Raw genomic sequence first — 18156 nt, 5'->3', positions numbered from 1 at the left:
GCGAAAGCCGTCGGGAAGAGGGGATGCGGGTCTCCTTTTCCGCCGGCGGCGGGAATGAATGATCGAGCGGAAAGTCTCCGGCGCGGGCCGGAGTCGCTATTTACAGTACCACTGGGTTCCGGAGATCTTGTTCGGTAATGAGGAGTACGACAATCGAGGAGAAAAACTATCGCGTCAATGAGCGGATCCGCAGTCCTCAAGTGCGGTTGATTGGGGTGGAAGGCGAGCAACTGGGCATCGTTTCGCGGGATCAGGCCTTGACGGCCGCCCGCGAAGCCGGGTTGGACCTGGTCGAAGTCGCTCCCAACGAACAACCGCCGGTATGCCGCATCCTTGACTTCGGAAAATTCAAGTATCTGCAAAAGAAGCGGGCCCAGAAGACGCAGGCCCAGCAGATGAAGCTCAAGGAAATCCGCGTGCGGCCGGGCACCGGCGAGGCCGACTTGAACGTCAAGATCAACCGCGCGAAAGAGTTCCTCGAAGATCGCGACAAAGTTCAAGTCTCGGTCATCTTCCGCGGTCGAGAGTTGGCCCACATCGACGAAGGGGAGAAGGTCCTCAACCACATCATCGAGCGCTTGGCCGAATTCGGCAAAGTCGAAGGCGGCATCAGTCGCCAAAGCCGCCGACTGATTTGCACGTTCGTGCCCAAGTAACCCCCCCACCGGAAGCAGTCGCTCGCCGTCTCCCCGGAAACCCGATCCTCCCAATCCACGGGTGGGAAGGGCGGTGTGACGGTGCCCGGGTTGCAATCGGCCCCCGGGAAGCCTCCTCAAGGCGCGCGTCGCCTTCCCAAGGGGTGACCGCGCGGCTATAATCGTAGTTTCCCAATCGGCGAGACCGGCCCTTGCGCGCGTTCGTCGGCGTCTCGGCAGAATGGGTCCGCCGGGCCGCGGTTCGGGCGAACGCTGGTGCCGCTTCCCGACGCGTACGCTTCCCTCTATCATCTTTACGGAACCCGTTGGAATGGCTGTCAAAAAATACAAACAGAAGACCAAGAAGGCCGTCAAAAAGCGATTCAAAGTCACGGCCAACCGCAAGGTCAAGCACCGCACGGCGGGCACCAGCCACTTGGCGACGCGAAAAGATCAAAAGACCAAGCGGAATCGCCGCGGCACCGATGTTCTCAGCGAAGTGGAAACGCCGCGGATTTTGTCGATGCTTCCCAACGACTGACGCCGCCCAAGGCGGTGCCATACCCTGACCGAGGGGTTTGGTTGAATCAGTCCCGGATGCTTCCGTAGCATCCGCTCGAACGGCGAGCGGGCTGGAAACGCCTCTTCTCTAGGAAGAGGGGCCTTGATCTCGTACCCGAAAAGGTTTTGCCATGCGTACCAAGACGAGTTCCACACGACGCAAGAATCTCAAACGTCTGTTTCGCCGCGCGAAGGGTTTCGTGGGCGGCAGGAGGAAGCTGGTCCGAACGGTCAAGGAGACGCTGATTCGGGCCGGTGTGTACGCTTTTCGCGATCGCCGCGTCCGCAAGCGCGAATTCCGCCGGTTGTGGATTGTCCGCATCAGCGCGGCCGTCCGTCAGCGGGGCATGCTCTATAGCCGCTTCATCGACGGCCTGAAAAAGGCCCATATCGATTTGGATCGCAAGACTTTGGCCGAGCTGGCGGTCTCCGATCCCGAGGGCTTCGACCGGATCGTGGAGCAGGCCAAGGCCGCTCTGGAGCAACCGGCCGCCGTCTGAGCCGCTCGCAGGCGATCGGCTGCGCTCTTCACCCTAGCGCTCCGCGCCCGAACCTTGCGGCCCGTGCGCCGGTTCGGCGGTGCTTGCGCCGTCGGGTTGCAGCGCCGGCGTGACCACGGCGTCCAGGCGTGGCAGCAGTTCCCGGGCCAAGGCCGCGGCCGGGCTTTGATGCGCCAGGGTTCCGGCGGGCGATTCCGCGACGAAATAGACTTTGACCAGCGGCCTGCGTCCGCCGTAGGTCCATCGCGGCATAGGCGGCGACTTCCAACCCGACCCGTCCTGCCAAGCCCAAAACACCCGCAGGCGAACCGTGCCGGTCGGTTCGGCTTTGGTGAACACGGCCGTTGTGAATTCGGCGGTTCGGACCTCGCGAGCCTCACCGTCCGCTTGCCGGTTCCCTGATTCCGGGAGGGACGGCAGGTATTCGATCAGGAACGGGTAAGGTTTGCCTTCCATCGTGAAGCCCGCCCCGGGATAGCAAGCGTCGGGCGTGTGCACGGAGACGTCGCGCGACCAACCGCCCACCAGGAAGACGGTGGCGGCGTCGGCCGTCGCCCGATGGCGATAGACGGCGGAGGCGATGACGGACGCTCCGCTGATCTCGAGGACGCGAGGGTCGACGGGCGGGGACATCCGCCCCTGCCAGGATCGCGTTTCCAAAGGCAGGGTTTGAACCGCTTGCGAAAAGCCCGGCGGAAGCTCCCCGTCGCCGCGGCTCCAGCGTCCCGACCAGTAGCCCTCCACCACGGCGCACAGCACGATCGCGGCGGCGATCAGCCCCGGTACGATCGCTTGCCCGCCAAGCCGGTACTGCCCAGCCATCGTCGTTCATCCCCGCGATTTCGGCCCCGATCTCTCGACTGCCCGCGCCTTGAAGGACGGCTATGCCTTGCCGGCGGGCTGCGGAGCCACGTCGATCGTATAACGGCGGTAATACGAGCGGTAACGGCGATAATGCGCGCCGTGGAGCACCACGCCCAACAGCGCCATGTCCACGGCCCGGAGTCTTTGCACGGCCTCGTAGACCCGGGCAAGGCGGCTGCCGTCCTGAAGCACGGAGAGCAGGACGCCGTCGGTCAGCCGCGCCAGCACCAGGGCGTCGGCGGTCGTGAGCAGCGGACTGGAATCGACGATCACCAGATCGAAGCCGTCGCGCAGGCGTTCGAACAAGGCGTCGGCTTTGCCTTGGGCGATCCCCTCCAGGGCGGCGGCGTCGCCGTGCCCGGCCGTCACCACCTGAAGCATCTCGAATTCCGTCTGCTGGACGACATCCGGGAGCTTCGCCTCGCCGCGGACCCATTCGCTCAATCCCGGGCCCAGGCGGCGGCCGAAAATCCGATGAACGCGGGGGCGGCGGATATCGCCGTCCACCAGCACCGTCCGGCGCCCGGCTCGGGCCAAGCTCAGGGCCAACTGAGCCGCCGTCGTCGTTTTGCCCTCTTGAGCCAGGGCGCTGGTGACCAAGACGGCCTTCAAGCCGTCCCGCGCCGCCCGGTGCAACAACGTCGTGCGAATCTGATCCACGGACTCGGTCAACACCGCCCGAACGTCGGCGGGGACCGTGCCGTTGCGAGAGAGGTTCGGCAGCCATCTCCGCCGTAGGATCGGCAGGTCGCCGATGACGGGAAGCCCCAATCCGTAAGCCAATTGCGAGGTGGAACTGACGGGCCGCAGCAGGTAATCGCCCAAGACCACCAGGATCACGACGCCGGCCAAGGTCGTCAGCCCGATGAAGAGGACCAGCCTTTGTTTATCGTGCAGGTTGTTTACCCGGGGGACGTCGGCCGGCTCGAATTCCACCACGCGAGGCGGGGCCTCCAATTCCACGTTCCAGCGCTCCAGCTCGTCGCCGGTGCGATCGGCGATGGCCTTGAGCCGCTCCAATTCGGCCCGTTCCGCCTCCAAGTCGGCCGAGTACTTGCCGAAGCGTTCGGCGTCGGCCGCCTCTTTCTCGAACTGCTCCAACGCCAGCTTCAACTCATCCTCGAGGACGGCCTTCTCCAGTTCGGCCGCGGCGATCTCGTTTTGCAGGCGTTCGGCTTCGGTGGGCGGCAAGCCGGTTCGTCCTTTTTCGATTTGTTCGCGGGCGTATTCGGTGAGCGCCGGCTCCAATTCGGCCCGGCGCTGGGCCGTCGCCGCCTCCAGCGACCGCAATTCCTCGGTCAACCGCCGGATGGTGGGGGCCTCCGTCCCCGGCGCCGCCCGCTGCCGCTCCTCGAACAGTTGCGCCTCGACGAGATTCTTTCTCTGCACGGCGGCGGTCAACCACGGATCGGCCGCCAAACCCGCCTCCACGATCTGTCGGATCACCGCCTCGTCCCGGGCGCGACGTTCCTCCTCCGTGCTTTCGGGCCGCTCTTTCTCCAGCAATTCGAGCCGGGATCGAAGCACCGCCACCTTGCGATCCAGCCCGCCGATCTGGCGGCGAATCTCGTTCACGCGGCGGCGATGATCGGCCAGCGTCTCCAGCGCCGTGACGGCCTTGCGCCGCACCACCTCCGAATCGCTGCTGCCGACGGCATTGGCCAGCTCCTCGTAGCGAGCCGACCGATTCTTCACCAACTCCAACGTGCGCTCGTAGCTTTGCTGAAGCAGGTTCTTGCGGCGGAGGACGAATTCCCGATCGACGTTCACCACCTGCTCCATGTAGGCGTCCTTGACCGCGTTGACGATTTCCTTGATCTGCTGCGGGTCCTCGCCTTTCATGGAGATTTCCAGGATGTCGGCCTCGCCGGGAAAGCGGACGCGAATCTGCTGCCGCAGCCATTGCACGGGGTCGGCCTTGCCGGCGATCAGCGGCAATTGGGCGATGCCCTCCCGGCGCAGCGCCGCATTGAGCACCAAATTGCTGGTGATCAGCGTGGCTTGGGTCTGCCGCTGCCGCAAAAGCGGGTCGTCGTCTCGGGTCTCGAACACCACCTTGGGCCGCTGGAGCGAGACGCGCAGCCAGGCCGCGGCCGTGTATTCCACCGGAACCTTGCGATCCGCCAAGAACATGGCGATCCCCGGCAGGATCGTCCCCAAGACCGCAATCCACAGCCAACGGCGGCGGAGGGCGTGCAGCACGTCGACCGGCTTGGGCGGACCCTGAAGCGTCTCCCGCACCGTCCCCGGGATCGTCGGTCCGGACGGCTTCACCGTCGGTTGCAGCCCCTGATTGATACTCAATGTCATGGACATGGATAGCGTGGCCCGCCATGGCGGGAACCACCCTCGCGCGTCGCTTCACGAACCGGTACGAGCCATGGTGCCGAACTCAGCTCGGCCCAATTCGGGCCGAATCTATATTGTGGTTGCCCAAACCGCGGATTGCCAGCGATAAATGCCGCTTTGGGGCGAGCGACCGCCCGCGGCCGGCGGCGGATGCGGCCGCCTACCGCACCGCAGAGCCTGGCGCCCCAGTGATTCGGCCGCGAGATGGAGGGTTCGCCACGCCTTCAAGACGTGCGGAGCAAGGCGTCCTCGGTTTCCGTCACGGTCAAGGACTCGATCTGGCTCAGGCTTTGGATCAGGGCCTGGAAGGCGATCAGAACGTCCGTGACGGTAAGGATTCCCAACACTTTCTCCTCGTGGACGACCGGCAGACAAGAGATCCGTCGCTGGAGCAAAATCGTCACGGCGGGGATGATCTCCGCCTCGGGCGAGACGGTGATGGGCGGCTGCGACATGACCTCGCGCGCCGTCTTGCCCCGCGGCCGGCAGACGTCGCGGTCGCTGATCACGCCCAGCACGCGGCCCGTGCGATCGACCACCAAGACGTGCCGAATCTTGCGTGCCCGCATCAACTCGGCAATTTGCGGGATGGGCGTTCCAGGCCCCACCTGAACCGGATCATCGGTCATCACGTCCCGGACTCGGACCATCCCGGCCTTGGGTTCCCGCTCGTCGTCCATGCGGCGCATTAGCACCCTTCGCAGGACGTTGCGTTTTTGGAAGAGCAATTGCTCGTGCGCGAGAGGCACGGCCTCAACGGCCCCTTTTTCGGGCGAGGTGTTGCGACGGAAGGGGCAGCCTTTTCGCAAGGCGAGGAGAAACGGCAATGCCAGCACGATCACCAGGCCGCCGGCCGCGGCGAGGGATGCGGCGGTTCCCTTCGCGGAAAGCGCAGCCCCGATGCCGCCGGACGTCGGGAACCCGTGCCACCGGAGGTCTCCGCCCGGCCATGCGCCCCACACGGAGACGGCTTTGCCGGCACGGTCGGCCGCGATTGCGTCGTTGCCTTTTCCGATTTGGGTGAACGTTTCCCGAATGACGAGTCCCAGGCCGGAGACCAGCAAGATCCCCCCCGCGATCCCGCCCAGGATGAGGGCGTACTCTGAAACGGCGGCTCCGCTTTGGCCCGAAGCAAGGCGACCGGCCCCGGCGATTCCTGCCGCTATTCGACGGAACGGCTTCATCGGCTCGCATCTCTCCGTAAAAGCGCCCGTCCCGGCGAAGAACGTTCAGCGCCGAGGCGCGCAACCCGGTGGAATCACATCACGGCGAAATAGTTGTCCACGGCCAGATCGAACAATTCCGGCGACATCCGCGGAGTGACGTCGGCATACTTGCAATAGTTGAGGACCTGGAGCAGGAGGTCGCGCGGCTGGCAAAAGCGAAATGCCCGGCCGGCGCGCTTGTAGTGCTTTTCCACCAGATAATCGACGGCCGCCGCGTCGTACTGGATGCCCAGCTTCGGGGCCAGGATCGCGAACAGATTCCGGAACTCCTCCTCGCTCGGATCCACCACCTCGATTTTGTAGGGGATCCGCCGCAGAAAGGCCTCGTCCACCAATTCCCGCGGCTCCAAGTTCGTGGAGAAGACGATCAACTGATCGAAGGGCACGCAGATTTTCTTGCCGTTGGGCAGATTGAGGAAATCGTAGCGTTTTTCCAAGGGGACGATCCAGCGGTTGAGCAGCTCGTGGATGGGCATGCGTTGCCGCCCGAAGTCGTCGATCACCAGCGTGCCGCAGTTGCTTTTCAATTGCAGGGGAGCCTCGCAGATGCCGGTGGAGGTGTTCAGCGTCACCTCCAGCGCCGCCATGGTCAATTCACCCCCGGCGATGATCGTCGGCCGGCGGATTCGGACCCAGCGGCGATCGACCTTGCGGGAGTCGATCAAGCCGGTGTTCTCGGGCAGGGGGACCTCGTGATGATTGACGGGATCGAAGACGCGGATGATCTCGCCGTCGATGCCCAGGGCGCGAGGCACCCAGATATACGGCCCGAAGGCCGCCGTCACCCGTTCGGCGATGCTCGTCTTTCCGTTTCCCGGCGCGCCGTACAGGAACAGTCCTCGCCCGGAGTTCACGGCCGGTCCCAGTCGATCCAGCATGCGACGGTTGAGCAGCAGGTCGCCGAAGGCGGCCTTCAATTCCTCGGCGGTGGGCCGCTGCTGCGTCAGCGATTGCGCTTGCACGCTCGCAACATAGTCCTTCAGCGAGACGGGAGCGGCACCGAAATAGGTGCAGTGCTGGGAATACCGCCGGGCACGTTCGCGCCCCAACTCGCCCAACTCGTAAACGTAGTCGTTCATCGGGGCGTCGCAACGATGCCCCACCAGGCGTTCCAGCTTCAGGCGGCGCAGCAGTTGATCGACGAGGACGAAGGGCAATTTGATCTGATCCGCCACCGCCCGGCCGCTGGCCTCGCCGCGCGCCAAGAGGTATTTCAAAATCAGCGCCTCGACCTCGCTCTCGGTCAACTGGGCCTCTTCGAGCGATTCCGGCTCGATGGGGACGAACTCGGTCTTGGCCCAGCTTTCCAGCGTGCGGCCGGTCTCGGGAAACGACGCGGAGCGTCCCTCGGCTTCCGGCTGCTCCTCCGCGCGGGCGTTCTTTTCCTCCGCGGCAACCAGTCCTTGAATCCGCCGCAGGACCCGCTCGATTTCGGCCTCCTGGTCGGGGTCCTCCGAATCCGCGGCGTCGCGGCGGGGCGGTAACGCGGCCAGATCGTCCCCCGGCTCGCCCGTTCGCTCGTCGCCTAAGCGCTCCCCCGGGGACGAAAGTACTTCGTTTTCCGGCGGCGCCGCCTCCAAGGCTTGAAGCACCGTTGCGTCGGGAAGTTGCGAATCGCGCCCCAAGAGTCGTGCCAGCAGTCCCGCGTCCGATTTCTTGGTCATGGAAGGTCTCGTGCGCAAGTGGGATGAGCAGGGCGACCGGTCCGGGTCGCGGCCCCATTCACACAACGTTCGCCGATGCGATCCCCCCGGCTACCTCCGAGAGATCGGCTCAAGAAAAGCATACGTTACGACTCGGGGAGCGGACCCATTCCGTTCTCCCGTGCCGGTAGGCATCACCCGCGGAAAGGGGGCGTGAGCTGTGACGGCGCGGCAAGAAACGCCGAGAGACGCGCAGGGCGGAAGGCGCCCACGGACCGGCCGACGCCTTGCTCCCAACGGCCGCGGCTATTCCAGACCCGGTCCGGGGATGCTTTCCCCGCGGAGTTGCCGGGCCTGCAATGCGCGGTCGAACGTCCCGTAAAACAGGGCGTTGACGTCCATCCAGGTGGCGCATGCCTCGACCTCTTCGGCCGTCAATTGAACGCCGAAATGCCGGCCTGCAAGGATTTCCTCGAACCAACGGCAGGCCCGGGAGCCGAAATGGTCGGGCGGCGTGGCCGGCTCCGCGTTCGCGGACGGATGCGCCCCCGTCCAAGCCGAAAACGGCACCTTGGCGGCCAATTGGAGATAAGCGACGGTGAAGGCCCCCTCGGGACGCCCGACCAAATTGAGACCGCCTTCCGCCTTGTCGTCGCGGTGGCAGGCTGCGCACTTGCGGTCCAGGATGGGCTGCACCAGGCGTGGAAAGCTGAAGGGCCGAGACCCCTCCGGACCGGGGGTAATCGCCGACGGCTCGCGCCGCAAGGCGAGGGGCGGCCGAGATACCGCCGGTGCCACGTGTCGCGGCTCGTGGCAGCCCACGCAACTCAACGTCTCGCCCGGCTGAAGATACGTCAAACTCCGCATGGTCTGCACGGCGCGGCCCTGTTCGTCCAGGGCCTGAAACGCGATCGGCACTCCGGCGGGGACCGTGAAGTAGGCGGAACCGTCTTCCTCGACGGGCACCGTGCCCAGCACTTGCTTGCCCGGCGAGGCATTCGCCAAACCGACCATGGGATCGTTGGCGTGCGGGGTGGCTTTGGGCAGCACTTGCACGATGCGGAGACGCCTAATCGGCACATCCGGAAGCGGTTTCCAAGAGGCGTACACATTTTGCAGGATCAGGGTGCCGAACCCGCGCGGCGTCTCGGCCTGCGTATCCGCGCCCTGCGGGGCCGCAGGCGTCACCGAGGCAAGATCGGCTCCGCTCAACGACACCGATCGCACCGCGCCCTCAGCCCACACCGGCGATCCGCCGCCGGAGCGGCCGGCCCCCGGAGCGTCGTCGACGTCCAATCGGGCCAGGTTTACCGGCCGCTGACGCGGGCCGAGCGGCATGGCCCACAAGCTGGAAATCGCCGGGTCGCGATGCAGCAGCTCCTTGTTGCCGAAGCGGTCGCAGAGATAGACGCCGAACATGGCGGGCGGGTTGGGGTCCGGTTCGCCGATCAACCGGTCGAAGCTGTACGCCGCCAAGAAGAAGGCCTCCGAGAACGGCCAAGGGGAGCGGTAGCAGTGACCCGGCCAGCGTCGGGCCTCCACGGGGACCTCGATGCGAGCGCGATCCACGACGCCCGCCCACCAGTACTCCTCGCGGCTCAGGTTGGCCAAGGGGACTTCGCTCTCCGGAAACAAGGCGTCCGGGGTCAGGCGCTCCAGCGGTTCCAAGCCGTCGTTGCCGCGATCGGGGTCGATCAAGATGATCGATCCGGCGGTCATGGCGTGGTGCGCGGCGGCGGTGGCCATCACCCGATGGGAGCCGGGGACGGGCCGCGCCTCCCACACGCCGACGGGGTTCCAAGTATTGTTGCCGTAGAAGGCGGCGACGCCCGTTCCGTCGGGCCGGGCCGTCCACAGCATTTGGTAAAACACGGCGTGCCGATCCACGTAATCCCAGCGGGTGTAGATGATGCGGCCGTCGTGCAGGACGGCGGGATCCCATTCGTGCGTTTCGTGGAACGAGATCGGCCGGGGCCGGCTGCCGTCGGCTTCCGCCAGGGTCAACACGTGGACGGGGCAAGGCCCGCGACCGCAGCGGTGATACCCGCCGCGCCGTGTGGAGATGAAGACGATGCGGCCGTCCGGCAGGTAGCGGCCGGCGAAGTCGTCGAACGGCCCGTCCGTCAAGCGTCGAACGGAGCCGTCCGCCCGCCGCCATTCGTAGAGGTGATACGCTCGGTCCACGCACTCATCGCGATTCGCCGGAATCGAAGGCACCTCGCAATAGGCGAAAAGCACGCGCTCCCCGTCGTGCGACACATCCAGGAATTGGTAGCTTCCCGGCGGAAAACTCGCCTCGAACAGCGGCCGACAAGCGAGCGAGACGCCGGGGCGATCGAGTACGAAGACCCCGCCGCCGGGCCGCGCCGTGCTCCCCTGATATTGCGTCAATTGATGACTGAAGATACTCGGGACCTGCTTGATGAAGACGATCGGTCCGCGCGGCACCTCCGGGGCGCTGAACATGAGGTCCCGGCGCAGCCGGTGCATGTTCAGCCACAGCTCTCGCCAGGTCGATTCCTCGGTCGCCCCGTCCGCCGACCGGTCGCCTTCCAGACGCAAGGCGCAGGCTCGAGCGCGAAGCTCGTCGGGCAATGATCCGCGGTCCTCCAAGTACGCAATCAGGCTGTCGATCCGTCCCCAGAGGACTGCGACGGCCTGTTGATAGGTCACCGCCTCGCGCGGCGTTTCGATGCCGTCCTGCTTCCGCCAATCCTCCTCCAATTGGGCTTGCTCGGCCGGGTCACCGGGGTAGGCCGAGGGCGGTTCGGCCCGGGCGACCGCGCTCCAGCCAAGCACCATCAGCGTCAGAGTTACGTAGAACTCATAGCGGTCGAAGCGACGCCCAGCCATGGCCGCAACTCACTTTCTAGGGGAGGAGGGGTCCGCGCGAGCCTCGGGACGGCTCGTCCGCCTCAATCCGGCCCGAAAAAAACGCCTCTCATGGATGATTATGAAGACAGGCGGAGGCGACTGCAAGAAAACAAACCACTGCAAGCAAAGATGATCCGGGGTCGCTCTGCCGGCGATGGTGGGGAGCGGCGACCTGGCCCAATCGCCGCACGGCCCTTACAATCGCGGTTTTGCGCCGGCCCCGCGCGGCCCGCCCGGCGCTGCGAATCGGCCTGGTGTTTTCCAAAGCAAATATGTCACTACCCAAGACTTCCGGCGAAAGCGATCACGGTGCGCCCCGCGTGGGGGGCGTATGCTATTTGAACGCCGTCCCGCTGTTGCGTTATCTAGGGGATTGCATTCCTGCGGAAAACATCGTTTACGACGTCCCCAGCCGGCTTGCCGATCGGATGGCCGGCGGGGAATTGGATGTGGCCGTCGTCCCCTCGTTTCACGCCTTTCGCGATCCGTCCACGATGGTGCTTTCCGACGCCTGCATCGCCGCGCAGGATGTCGCCCGCAGCGTAATCCTCTTCAGCCGCGTGCCGCTCGATCGAATCGCGACCTTGGCCCTGGATGCGGGTTCGCGGAGCAGCGCGGCGTTGGTGCGGATACTGTTGGCGGAGTTGCATGGAATTCGGCCGCGGACGCGGGACCTGCCCCTGGACGAGGACCTCGCGCAAATCCCGGAGGACGCGGTGCTGCTGATCGGGGACCGCGCCATGCTGTCTCGGCCGGCCGGCTTCCCGCACGTTTGGGACGTGGGAGCGATGTGGCACGGTTGGACGGGCCTGCCGTTCGTGTTCGCGCTCTGGATCGCCCGACCCGGCGTGGACCGCGCCTATTGGGGGCCGCGCTTTGCCGCCGCGAGGGACCGGGGCGTCGCCCGGCTCCGCGAGATCGCCCTCGAAGCGGCGGAAAACTTGGGACTGCCCTTCCCGACTTGCTATGATTATCTAAGTCGGAACTTGCATTTCCGACTGGGTGAGGCCGAAAAGGCCGCCCTCGATCGTTTCGGCGAACTTTTGGCCAAACATGGTTTTGCTCCCAGCGGAGTTCACCTTGACTACGATTGCGCGGATTCTCGATAAGGCCGTCGCCGGCTGCCGTTTGACGGAGCAAGAGGCCGTGGCCCTCCTCCGCGATTGCGACGACTTGGCCGCCCTGGGCGAGGCCGCCGACGCCGTGTGCCGTCGCCTGCATCCGGAGCCTTTTCGCACGTACAATATCGACCGCAATATCAACTACACCAACATCTGCGTGGCGGGGTGCAAATTCTGCGCCTTCGCCCGGCGGCCCGGCCACGAGGAAGGTTACGTCCTAGACGAAGACGTGCTCTTCGCCAAGATCGCCGAGACCGTGGAGTTGGGCGGCGACCAGATTCTGCTCCAAGGGGGCCTCAACCCCAAGCTGCCCTTGAGCTGGTACGAGGATCTCTTGCGGGCGATCAAGGCGCGCTTCCCGGAGGTCAACATCCACGGTTTCAGCCCGCCCGAAATCTACTTCTTCGCCCGAATCTCCAAGCTCTCCATCGAAGAGGTCTTGGGGCGGCTGCGCGACGCCGGCTTGGGGAGTCTGCCCGGCGGCGGCGCCGAAATCCTCGTCGATCGCGTCCGCCGCAACCTCGCCCCCGGAAAAGTCGGCGCCGACAATTGGTTGGAGGTCTGCCGCACGTGGCACCGCCTGGGCGGCCGCGGTTCGGCCACCATGATGTTCGGCCACATCGAAACGTTGGAGGAACGCGTGGAACACCTCCGCCGCCTCCGCGAGCTGCAAGACGAGACCGGCGGCTTCACCGCCTTCATCTGCTGGACCTTCCAACCGAAGCATACGGAGCTGGCCCATATCTCGAAAGCGGGCGCCGCGGCCTACCTCAGGATGCTGGCGACGGCACGGATGTTCCTCGACAATTTCCCCAACATCCAGGCCAGTTGGGTCACTCAGGGCGCTCAGGTCGGGCAGCTCTCCCTACGCTTCGGCGCCAACGACATGGGCAGCCTGATGATCGAGGAAAACGTGGTCGCGGCGGCGGGAACCCAATTCCGCACCAGCGAGCGCGAGCTGCGGTCCTTGATCCAACAGGCCGGCTACCAGCCTCGCCGGCGCAACGTCCACTACGAACTGCTCGAAGTGTGAGCCGGCTCCCGTTTCCCTCATCCTTCTTGGAGCGTTTGGCGGCCGTCGTGCCGCCCGATCGTTACGAACGCACGCTCCGCGCGTTGACCGAACCCAAACGCGTCGGGTTTCGGGTCAATCGCCTGCGGGCGGAGCCCACGGACGTAGAGGCGGCGCTGCAAGGGGAGGGCGTGGACTTCACCCCCGTCCCGTGGTTGCCCGACGCCTACACCGCGCCTGCCGAGCACCGCGAGCGATTGGTGCGGTCGCCGCTGTTCTCGACCGGGCGCATCTGTTTGCAGAATCTTTCCAGCATGGCCGCCGTGTGCGTCCTCGACCCGCAACCGGGCGAAGAGGTCCTCGATCTGGCCGCGGCGCCGGGCGGAAAGACTTTGCTCATGGCTCAGCGGATGCAGAACCGCGGGCGCATCGCCGCCGTGGAGGTCATTCGCGAGCGCTACTACAAGATGCAATCGGTTCTTAAGACGGGCGGAGCCGCCAACGTACGGACGTACTTGGCCGACGGCCGCACGATCGGCCGCAAGACGCCCGAACGATTCGATCGCGTGTTGCTGGACGCCCCGTGCTCGGGCGAAAGTCGTTTTCACGCGGACGATCCGAGTTCGTTCGCGCGGTGGTCTCCGCGGAAGATCGCCGAGTGTTCGCGCAAGCAGGTCGGCTTGCTTCACTCGGCCGCGGCGGCGGCCAAGGTCGGCGGCATCATCCTGTACGGCACTTGCTCCTTCGCCCCCGAGGAAAACGAGGCGGTGGTGGACTCCCTCCTTCGCCGTTGCGGAGAAGCGATCGCCACGGAACCCATCTCTCTGCCCCTGGAGAATCTTCAGCCGGGTTTGACACGCTGGGGCGAGCACGAGTTTCACCCGGCGGTCGCCGCGGCCGTCCGTATCTTGCCGACCGACGAGATGGACGGCTTTTTCTTGTGCCTTCTCCGGAAGACGGCTTCCCTGGAGGCGGCGGGGCGCCCCGCGCGGCGAAGGGGCCGCACGCGGCCGCGCTCCCGTCGAGACCTCGGGAGCACATGGTGAGCAGCGCACCCCGCGCGAGCTTCGGGCGACCACGAGCGTCCTGCGCGAGCCTCGGCCGGCAACCACGCGTGTCCCGCCGGAGCCTCGGGCGTCAGTTCGAGGCGGACTTCCCGCGCGAGCATCGCTTGCAAATCTCGTCGTTCCGGGTCGTGAACGACGGGGCTGCGGACTATCATGGATAGACATGGATAGAGCGCCTCTTCATGCCGCACGGCATGCCGCACGGCCGCTTCCGCGGTCGTCGCGGCTTCCAGGCTGTCGGCGATGAGCGGCGACGCTCGAAGACAGGACCCTTTCATCGAAACCCGTTCCTCGGCCCGCGCGTATGGAGCCATTGACCGCGGCCCCAGCCCACGACCTGACCCGACCGCGCACGCCGGCGGTTCGTGCCGCCTTATGGTCGGCGGGGTTGTTGTGTCTTTTGGTGTGGGGGTATTGGGCCGATTTTCAAGACGTGGCGGCGGCTTGGCAGGGGCCGCAGTACTCGCACGGCCTGCTCATTCCGCCGGCCGCCGTCCTGCTCTTTTGGTATCGCCGGCACGCGGGCGAGTTCTCTTTCGCCCCGCGTGATGCGGCCGAGCGCTGGGCGGCGCTGGTTTTCGTGGGCCTGCTGATCCTCGCCGGCTTGGCGCTCGGCTTTTCCGGGAGTGCGCCGGCGGATTGGACCGAAGGGGAGGCGGGATCCGCGGCGGGGCGCGCGGCAACGGCGTTAGGCACCGCAGCCGGCCTGCTGTACGCGGCCGCGCTGATTTGGGGAACGGCCGCCTCGCTTTGGGCACGACTACGGACCCGGCAATCGCCGCCCTCGGACGCGGGAATCACGCCGGCACGCGGCGAGGCGCCCGCCGCCTCCGCCTCCATGCAGGCACCTTCTTCAGCGAAGAAGAGTGCGGCGGCCGGTCGCAACTTCGTCGCCGCGGAACCGGCCGCGCCCTTGCCGCGCGGCATCCCTTGGCAATCGGGGTTCGCCTTGGGATTGATTGCCCTGGGGTTGATTCTCCGCCTCGTTTTCGGCTACTTCGGCCTGGACGTGCCGGGGATGTACACCTTCGTTCCTCTTGCGACAGGCGTGGTCTTGTACTTCGCCGAGGCCGGCGATTGGCGTCGGCTGCTCCCCGCCGCCGTCCTGCTGTTCTTCATGTTCCCCCTGCCGTTCACGGTGGAGCAAGCCGTGCTCGGACCGCTTCAGACCGTGGCGGCGAAAAGCGGCGCCTATGCCCTGCAAACCCTCGGGTTGGAGGCCTCCAGCGAGGGCGGCAACTTCATCCGCCTGGGAGATTTTCGGCTGGGTGTGGTCGAGCAGTGCAGCGGCTTGCGGATGGCCACCGTTCTGACGGCCCTGGTCTTGGTGTACGTGTTTCTGGTGCGAATCCCCCTTTGGCAGTCGATCGTCTTGGTTGCGGCGGCGATCCCGATCGCGGTGGCGGTCAACTTCCTGCGGATCACGGTGACCGGGGTGTTGTACGTGTACGCCGGGCGAGAAGCGGCGGAGCGGGTGTTTCACGATTGGGCGGGCTACCTCATGCCGCCCGCCGCCATCCTCCTCGTGGCGGCGTTGCAATGGCTGCTGGACCGCCTCTTCTACGTGGATGTCGATCCCGAGGTGCCGCTTGCCGCACGCCGGATGCCGCGGTCCAAGTCGGCGAGCTAGCGGCGGCTTCGGTCCGGCGGAGGCATTAGGGCGCCTTAGGGCGATGATGCGGCGCCCCCCTCTTGGGCGAGTGTTTGCCATCCGCTCTGCCGCCAGGCCTCGTACAGCGTGATGCCCACGCTCACGGAGAGATTCAAGCTCCGCACCCGGCCGCTGATGGGAATTCGCAAGAGCGATTCGGAATGCGATTGGAGCAAGGAGGGCGGCAACCCCCGCGATTCGCTGCCGAACACGAAGACGTCGCCCGGCTGATACCGGGCTTGGGCGTACGGCACGGAGGCCGTTTTGGTGAGGAACCAAAAACGCCGGTCGGGGAGGCGGGCTTGCAGCTCGTCCCAATGGTCCACCGCCTCCCAATCCAAGTATTGCCAGTAATCCAGGCCGGAACGTTTGAGGTGCCGGTCGGTGATACGAAATCCCAGCGGTCGAATCAGCCACAGCTTGGCGCCGACGGCCACGCAGGTGCGGCCCACCGCCCCGGTGTTGTGGGGAATTTCCGGCTGAAATAGGACCACGTGAAACAGGGGCTTGCTCATGCCGCCGCCGCGATATCTTGCCCGGATGCATCCCACGCAGGCCGGATCGAGGGAGCCGCCCGCCCGAACCCCGTCCCCATGCGATCGCCCCGTGTGCCGAGGGAGGCCGATCTCGTATAATAGCGGAGACGGCCTTCGGGCGCCGAGGGGTCGAAGAGGATGTCTGCGGGAGGACGCCGCTCCGAGCTCCGTGCGCGGCTTCGGCGCCGGCGGCGGAAGTCCGGCAGCGGCGCACACGGAATTCGCGGGATGCGGCCGCGAGCATCTCGGGTTCCCCCAAAAAAAGAAGGGCCTCTGCTCGCCGGGGCAGAAACCCTTTGGGTCGGCCGCTCTTCGGCTCCCTCATGCGTGCGGAGACCTTGGAGACCCAGCAGCCGTATTCCTAGCTATCGGAGATTCACCCCGGCCACTTTAATCACCCGCGGAGAAGCCTCCCACATCCCGACGGGGAGCCTCGCACGGCAGTCAAAGTACCTGCAAACCACCCCAACGATTTCGTCGCGGTAGCCGACTCATCATGGACAAACTCGCCAAACTGGCATTGGAAGACGGATCCGTTTACACCGGGCAGTCCTTCGGGGCGGAAGGCGAGGCGGACGGCGAAGTCTGCTTCAACACCTCCATGACCGGCTATCAAGAGATTCTGACCGATCCCAGTTACCGCGGTCAAATCGTGACCATGACGTATCCCGAGATCGGCAACTACGGCGTCAACGAAGAGGATTTCGAGAGTCGGCGGCCGCACTTGGCGGGCTTCGTCGTCCGCAACCTCAGCGGTTCGGTGAGCAACTTCCGCGCGACGGGCAGCCTGGACGCCTTCCTCAAACGCTTCGGCATCCCAGGTATCCGGGGAATCGACACGCGGGCGTTGGTGCGGCGGATCCGCAATCAGGGAGCGATGCGGGGCGTGCTCTCGACGGTGGATTTGGACGACGCCTCGCTGGTGGCCAAGGCCCAGGCCTCGCCGGGACTGGTCGGCCGCGACTTGGTCCGCGAGGTCGTGCCGGAAAAGGGCTTCTCCTGGGATCATCCGCTCAGCCCTTGGACGAAGCTGGGAGAAGCGGTCCATGACCGCCTCCCGCCGGATGCCCCGCACGTCGTTGCCCTGGACTTCGGCATGAAATACAACATCGCGCGGCATCTGTTCGATGTGGGGTGTCGCGTCACGGTGCTCCCGGGGACCGCCTCCGCCGAAGACGTGCTCGCCCTGCGGCCCGACGGACTGTTTCTCTCCAACGGGCCGGGCGATCCCGAGCCGGTCCACTACGCCCGGCAAACGATTCGCAAGCTCCATGACCGCCTGCCGGTCTTCGGCATCTGCCTCGGCCATCAGCTCCTGGCGTTGGCCTTGGGGGCGAAGACCTTCAAACTCAAGTTCGGCCATCGCGGGGCCAATCAACCCGTCACGAACTACGATACCGGTCGCGTGGAGATCACCTGCCAGAACCACGGCTTCGCGGTCGATCCGGATTCCTTGCCGGACGAACTGGAAGTCACGCACGTGAACCTCAACGACGGCACGGTGGAAGGCCTGCGGCACCGGAGCTTGCCGGTCTTCAGCGTGCAATACCATCCCGAGGCCTCGGCCGGTCCGCACGACAGCCATTACCTGTTTCAACGGTTCCGGGAAAACATCGACGCATACCGCGCCGCGGCGGCTCGGTCCTAAGGCGCGTCGCCCGGCGGCGCCCCGATCCGCCGTAGCCCGGCGAAAGACTTCGTACCTCTCACTCCAAAGGGCAATTCCGTGAATCCGTATATCGTGGTCACGATCATCGTGGGGGACATTCTCCTGGCGGCGGGCTTGTTGGCGTTCTTCCTGACCGGGGCTTCGCACGTGACGGCCCTGATTCCCGCCGCAGTCGGCTTCATCCTCCAAGCGCCGGCCGCGCTCTGCCTGCTGCTCCGCGATTATCAACGGCCCCTCATGACGGTCGCCCTGGTCCTCGCCGTCTTGGGGTTGGTCGCGGCGATCTCCCGACCGATCATGAAACTGGCCGCCGGCGAGTCTCTGGCTTGGAATGCCGCCACGATTTCCCAAGCCGTGATGGCCCTGGGCTGTGCCGCGGCGATCGTCTCCGCCGCGATGTTCCTCCTCTCTCCGCCCGGCAAGCCGTGAACCTTGCGGATTCGAACCC

Annotated in this window: 15 protein-coding genes; 9 read left to right on the top strand and 6 right to left on the bottom strand. The window is 65.7% G+C overall.

All coding sequences use genetic code 11. From position 1 onward, the window contains the following. The first annotated feature begins 137 nt into the window (after nt 1-137). The 3 genes from infC to rplT all read left to right on the top strand — a co-directional run bounded on the left by infC (nt 138) and on the right by rplT (nt 1696). Nucleotides 138-656, top strand: a complete 519-nt coding sequence (gene infC, locus ACZ5B4_RS13665) for a translation initiation factor IF-3 (protein WP_464911785.1) — start codon at nt 138-140, stop codon at nt 654-656. 310 nt (nt 657-966) lie between these two features. Continuing rightward, the gene (rpmI, locus tag ACZ5B4_RS13660) at nt 967-1176 is read left to right on the top strand and encodes a 50S ribosomal protein L35 (protein ID WP_464911784.1); all 210 of its coding nucleotides are present in this window, start codon (nt 967-969) and stop codon (nt 1174-1176) included. A 151-nt stretch (nt 1177-1327) separates the two neighbouring features. Further along, nucleotides 1328-1696: a 50S ribosomal protein L20 gene (gene rplT, locus ACZ5B4_RS13655; RefSeq protein WP_464911783.1), complete on the top strand. Its 369-nt coding sequence runs from the start codon at nt 1328-1330 to the stop codon at nt 1694-1696. 33 nt (nt 1697-1729) lie between these two features. Here the strand turns inward: rplT and ACZ5B4_RS13650 are convergent, their stop codons facing one another. From ACZ5B4_RS13650 to ACZ5B4_RS13630, 5 genes are all read right to left on the bottom strand, one after another. Then, nucleotides 1730-2518, bottom strand: a complete 789-nt coding sequence (locus ACZ5B4_RS13650) for an exosortase-associated EpsI family protein (RefSeq protein ID WP_464911782.1) — start codon at nt 2516-2518, stop codon at nt 1730-1732. 60 nt (nt 2519-2578) lie between these two features. Next, a complete protein-coding gene (locus tag ACZ5B4_RS13645; protein ID WP_464911781.1) occupies nt 2579-4876 on the bottom strand; it encodes a polysaccharide biosynthesis tyrosine autokinase in 2298 nt (765 codons plus the stop codon). A 257-nt stretch (nt 4877-5133) separates the two neighbouring features. Next, nucleotides 5134-6093, bottom strand: coding sequence for a CBS domain-containing protein (locus ACZ5B4_RS13640; RefSeq protein WP_464911780.1), 960 nt, complete (start codon nt 6091-6093; stop codon nt 5134-5136). 74 nt (nt 6094-6167) lie between these two features. Then, on the bottom strand, nt 6168-7799 hold the full coding sequence (locus ACZ5B4_RS13635) for an AAA family ATPase (RefSeq protein WP_464911779.1): 1632 nt from the start codon (nt 7797-7799) through the stop codon (nt 6168-6170). A 285-nt stretch (nt 7800-8084) separates the two neighbouring features. Then, a complete protein-coding gene (locus ACZ5B4_RS13630; RefSeq protein ID WP_464911778.1) occupies nt 8085-10631 on the bottom strand; it encodes an HzsA-related protein in 2547 nt (848 codons plus the stop codon). A 293-nt stretch (nt 10632-10924) separates the two neighbouring features. Between ACZ5B4_RS13630 and ACZ5B4_RS13625 the strand changes: the two genes are divergently transcribed. The 4 genes from ACZ5B4_RS13625 (at nt 10925) to ACZ5B4_RS13610 (ending at nt 15482) form a co-directional block, all read left to right on the top strand. Continuing rightward, nucleotides 10925-11761, top strand: a complete 837-nt coding sequence (locus ACZ5B4_RS13625) for a menaquinone biosynthetic enzyme MqnA/MqnD family protein (protein ID WP_464911777.1) — start codon at nt 10925-10927, stop codon at nt 11759-11761. Next, nucleotides 11706-12806, top strand: a complete 1101-nt coding sequence (mqnC, locus tag ACZ5B4_RS13620) for a cyclic dehypoxanthinyl futalosine synthase (protein WP_464911776.1) — start codon at nt 11706-11708, stop codon at nt 12804-12806. The genes ACZ5B4_RS13625 and mqnC overlap by 56 nt, the downstream gene beginning before the upstream one ends. Next, nucleotides 12803-13831 carry an RsmB/NOP family class I SAM-dependent RNA methyltransferase gene (locus ACZ5B4_RS13615; protein WP_464911775.1) on the top strand — a complete coding sequence of 343 codons (1029 nt, stop codon included), beginning with the start codon at nt 12803-12805 and terminating at the stop codon, nt 13829-13831. The genes mqnC and ACZ5B4_RS13615 overlap by 4 nt, the downstream gene beginning before the upstream one ends. 325 nt (nt 13832-14156) lie before the next feature. Next, complete coding sequence (locus ACZ5B4_RS13610) at nt 14157-15482, top strand: exosortase/archaeosortase family protein (RefSeq protein WP_464911774.1); 1326 nt, start codon at nt 14157-14159, stop codon at nt 15480-15482. A 35-nt stretch (nt 15483-15517) separates the two neighbouring features. On the opposite strand, the gene ACZ5B4_RS13605 is transcribed toward ACZ5B4_RS13610, so the two are convergent. Next, on the bottom strand, nt 15518-16018 hold the full coding sequence (locus ACZ5B4_RS13605; RefSeq protein WP_464911773.1) for a tRNA (cytidine(34)-2'-O)-methyltransferase: 501 nt from the start codon (nt 16016-16018) through the stop codon (nt 15518-15520). 517 nt (nt 16019-16535) lie between these two features. On the opposite strand from ACZ5B4_RS13605, the gene carA reads away from it, so the two are divergent. Then, complete coding sequence (gene carA, locus ACZ5B4_RS13600) at nt 16536-17687, top strand: glutamine-hydrolyzing carbamoyl-phosphate synthase small subunit (protein ID WP_464911772.1); 1152 nt, start codon at nt 16536-16538, stop codon at nt 17685-17687. Nucleotides 17688-17765: 78 nt separating this feature from the next. Further along, nucleotides 17766-18137 carry a hypothetical protein gene (locus ACZ5B4_RS13595; RefSeq protein ID WP_464911771.1) on the top strand — a complete coding sequence of 124 codons (372 nt, stop codon included), beginning with the start codon at nt 17766-17768 and terminating at the stop codon, nt 18135-18137. Nucleotides 18138-18156 lie beyond the last annotated feature (19 nt).

The sequence above is a fragment of the Thermogutta hypogea genome (genome assembly GCF_055386265.1).
Note: the sequence above shows the minus strand (reverse complement) of the source record. Positions and strands in the feature narration are given on the sequence as shown.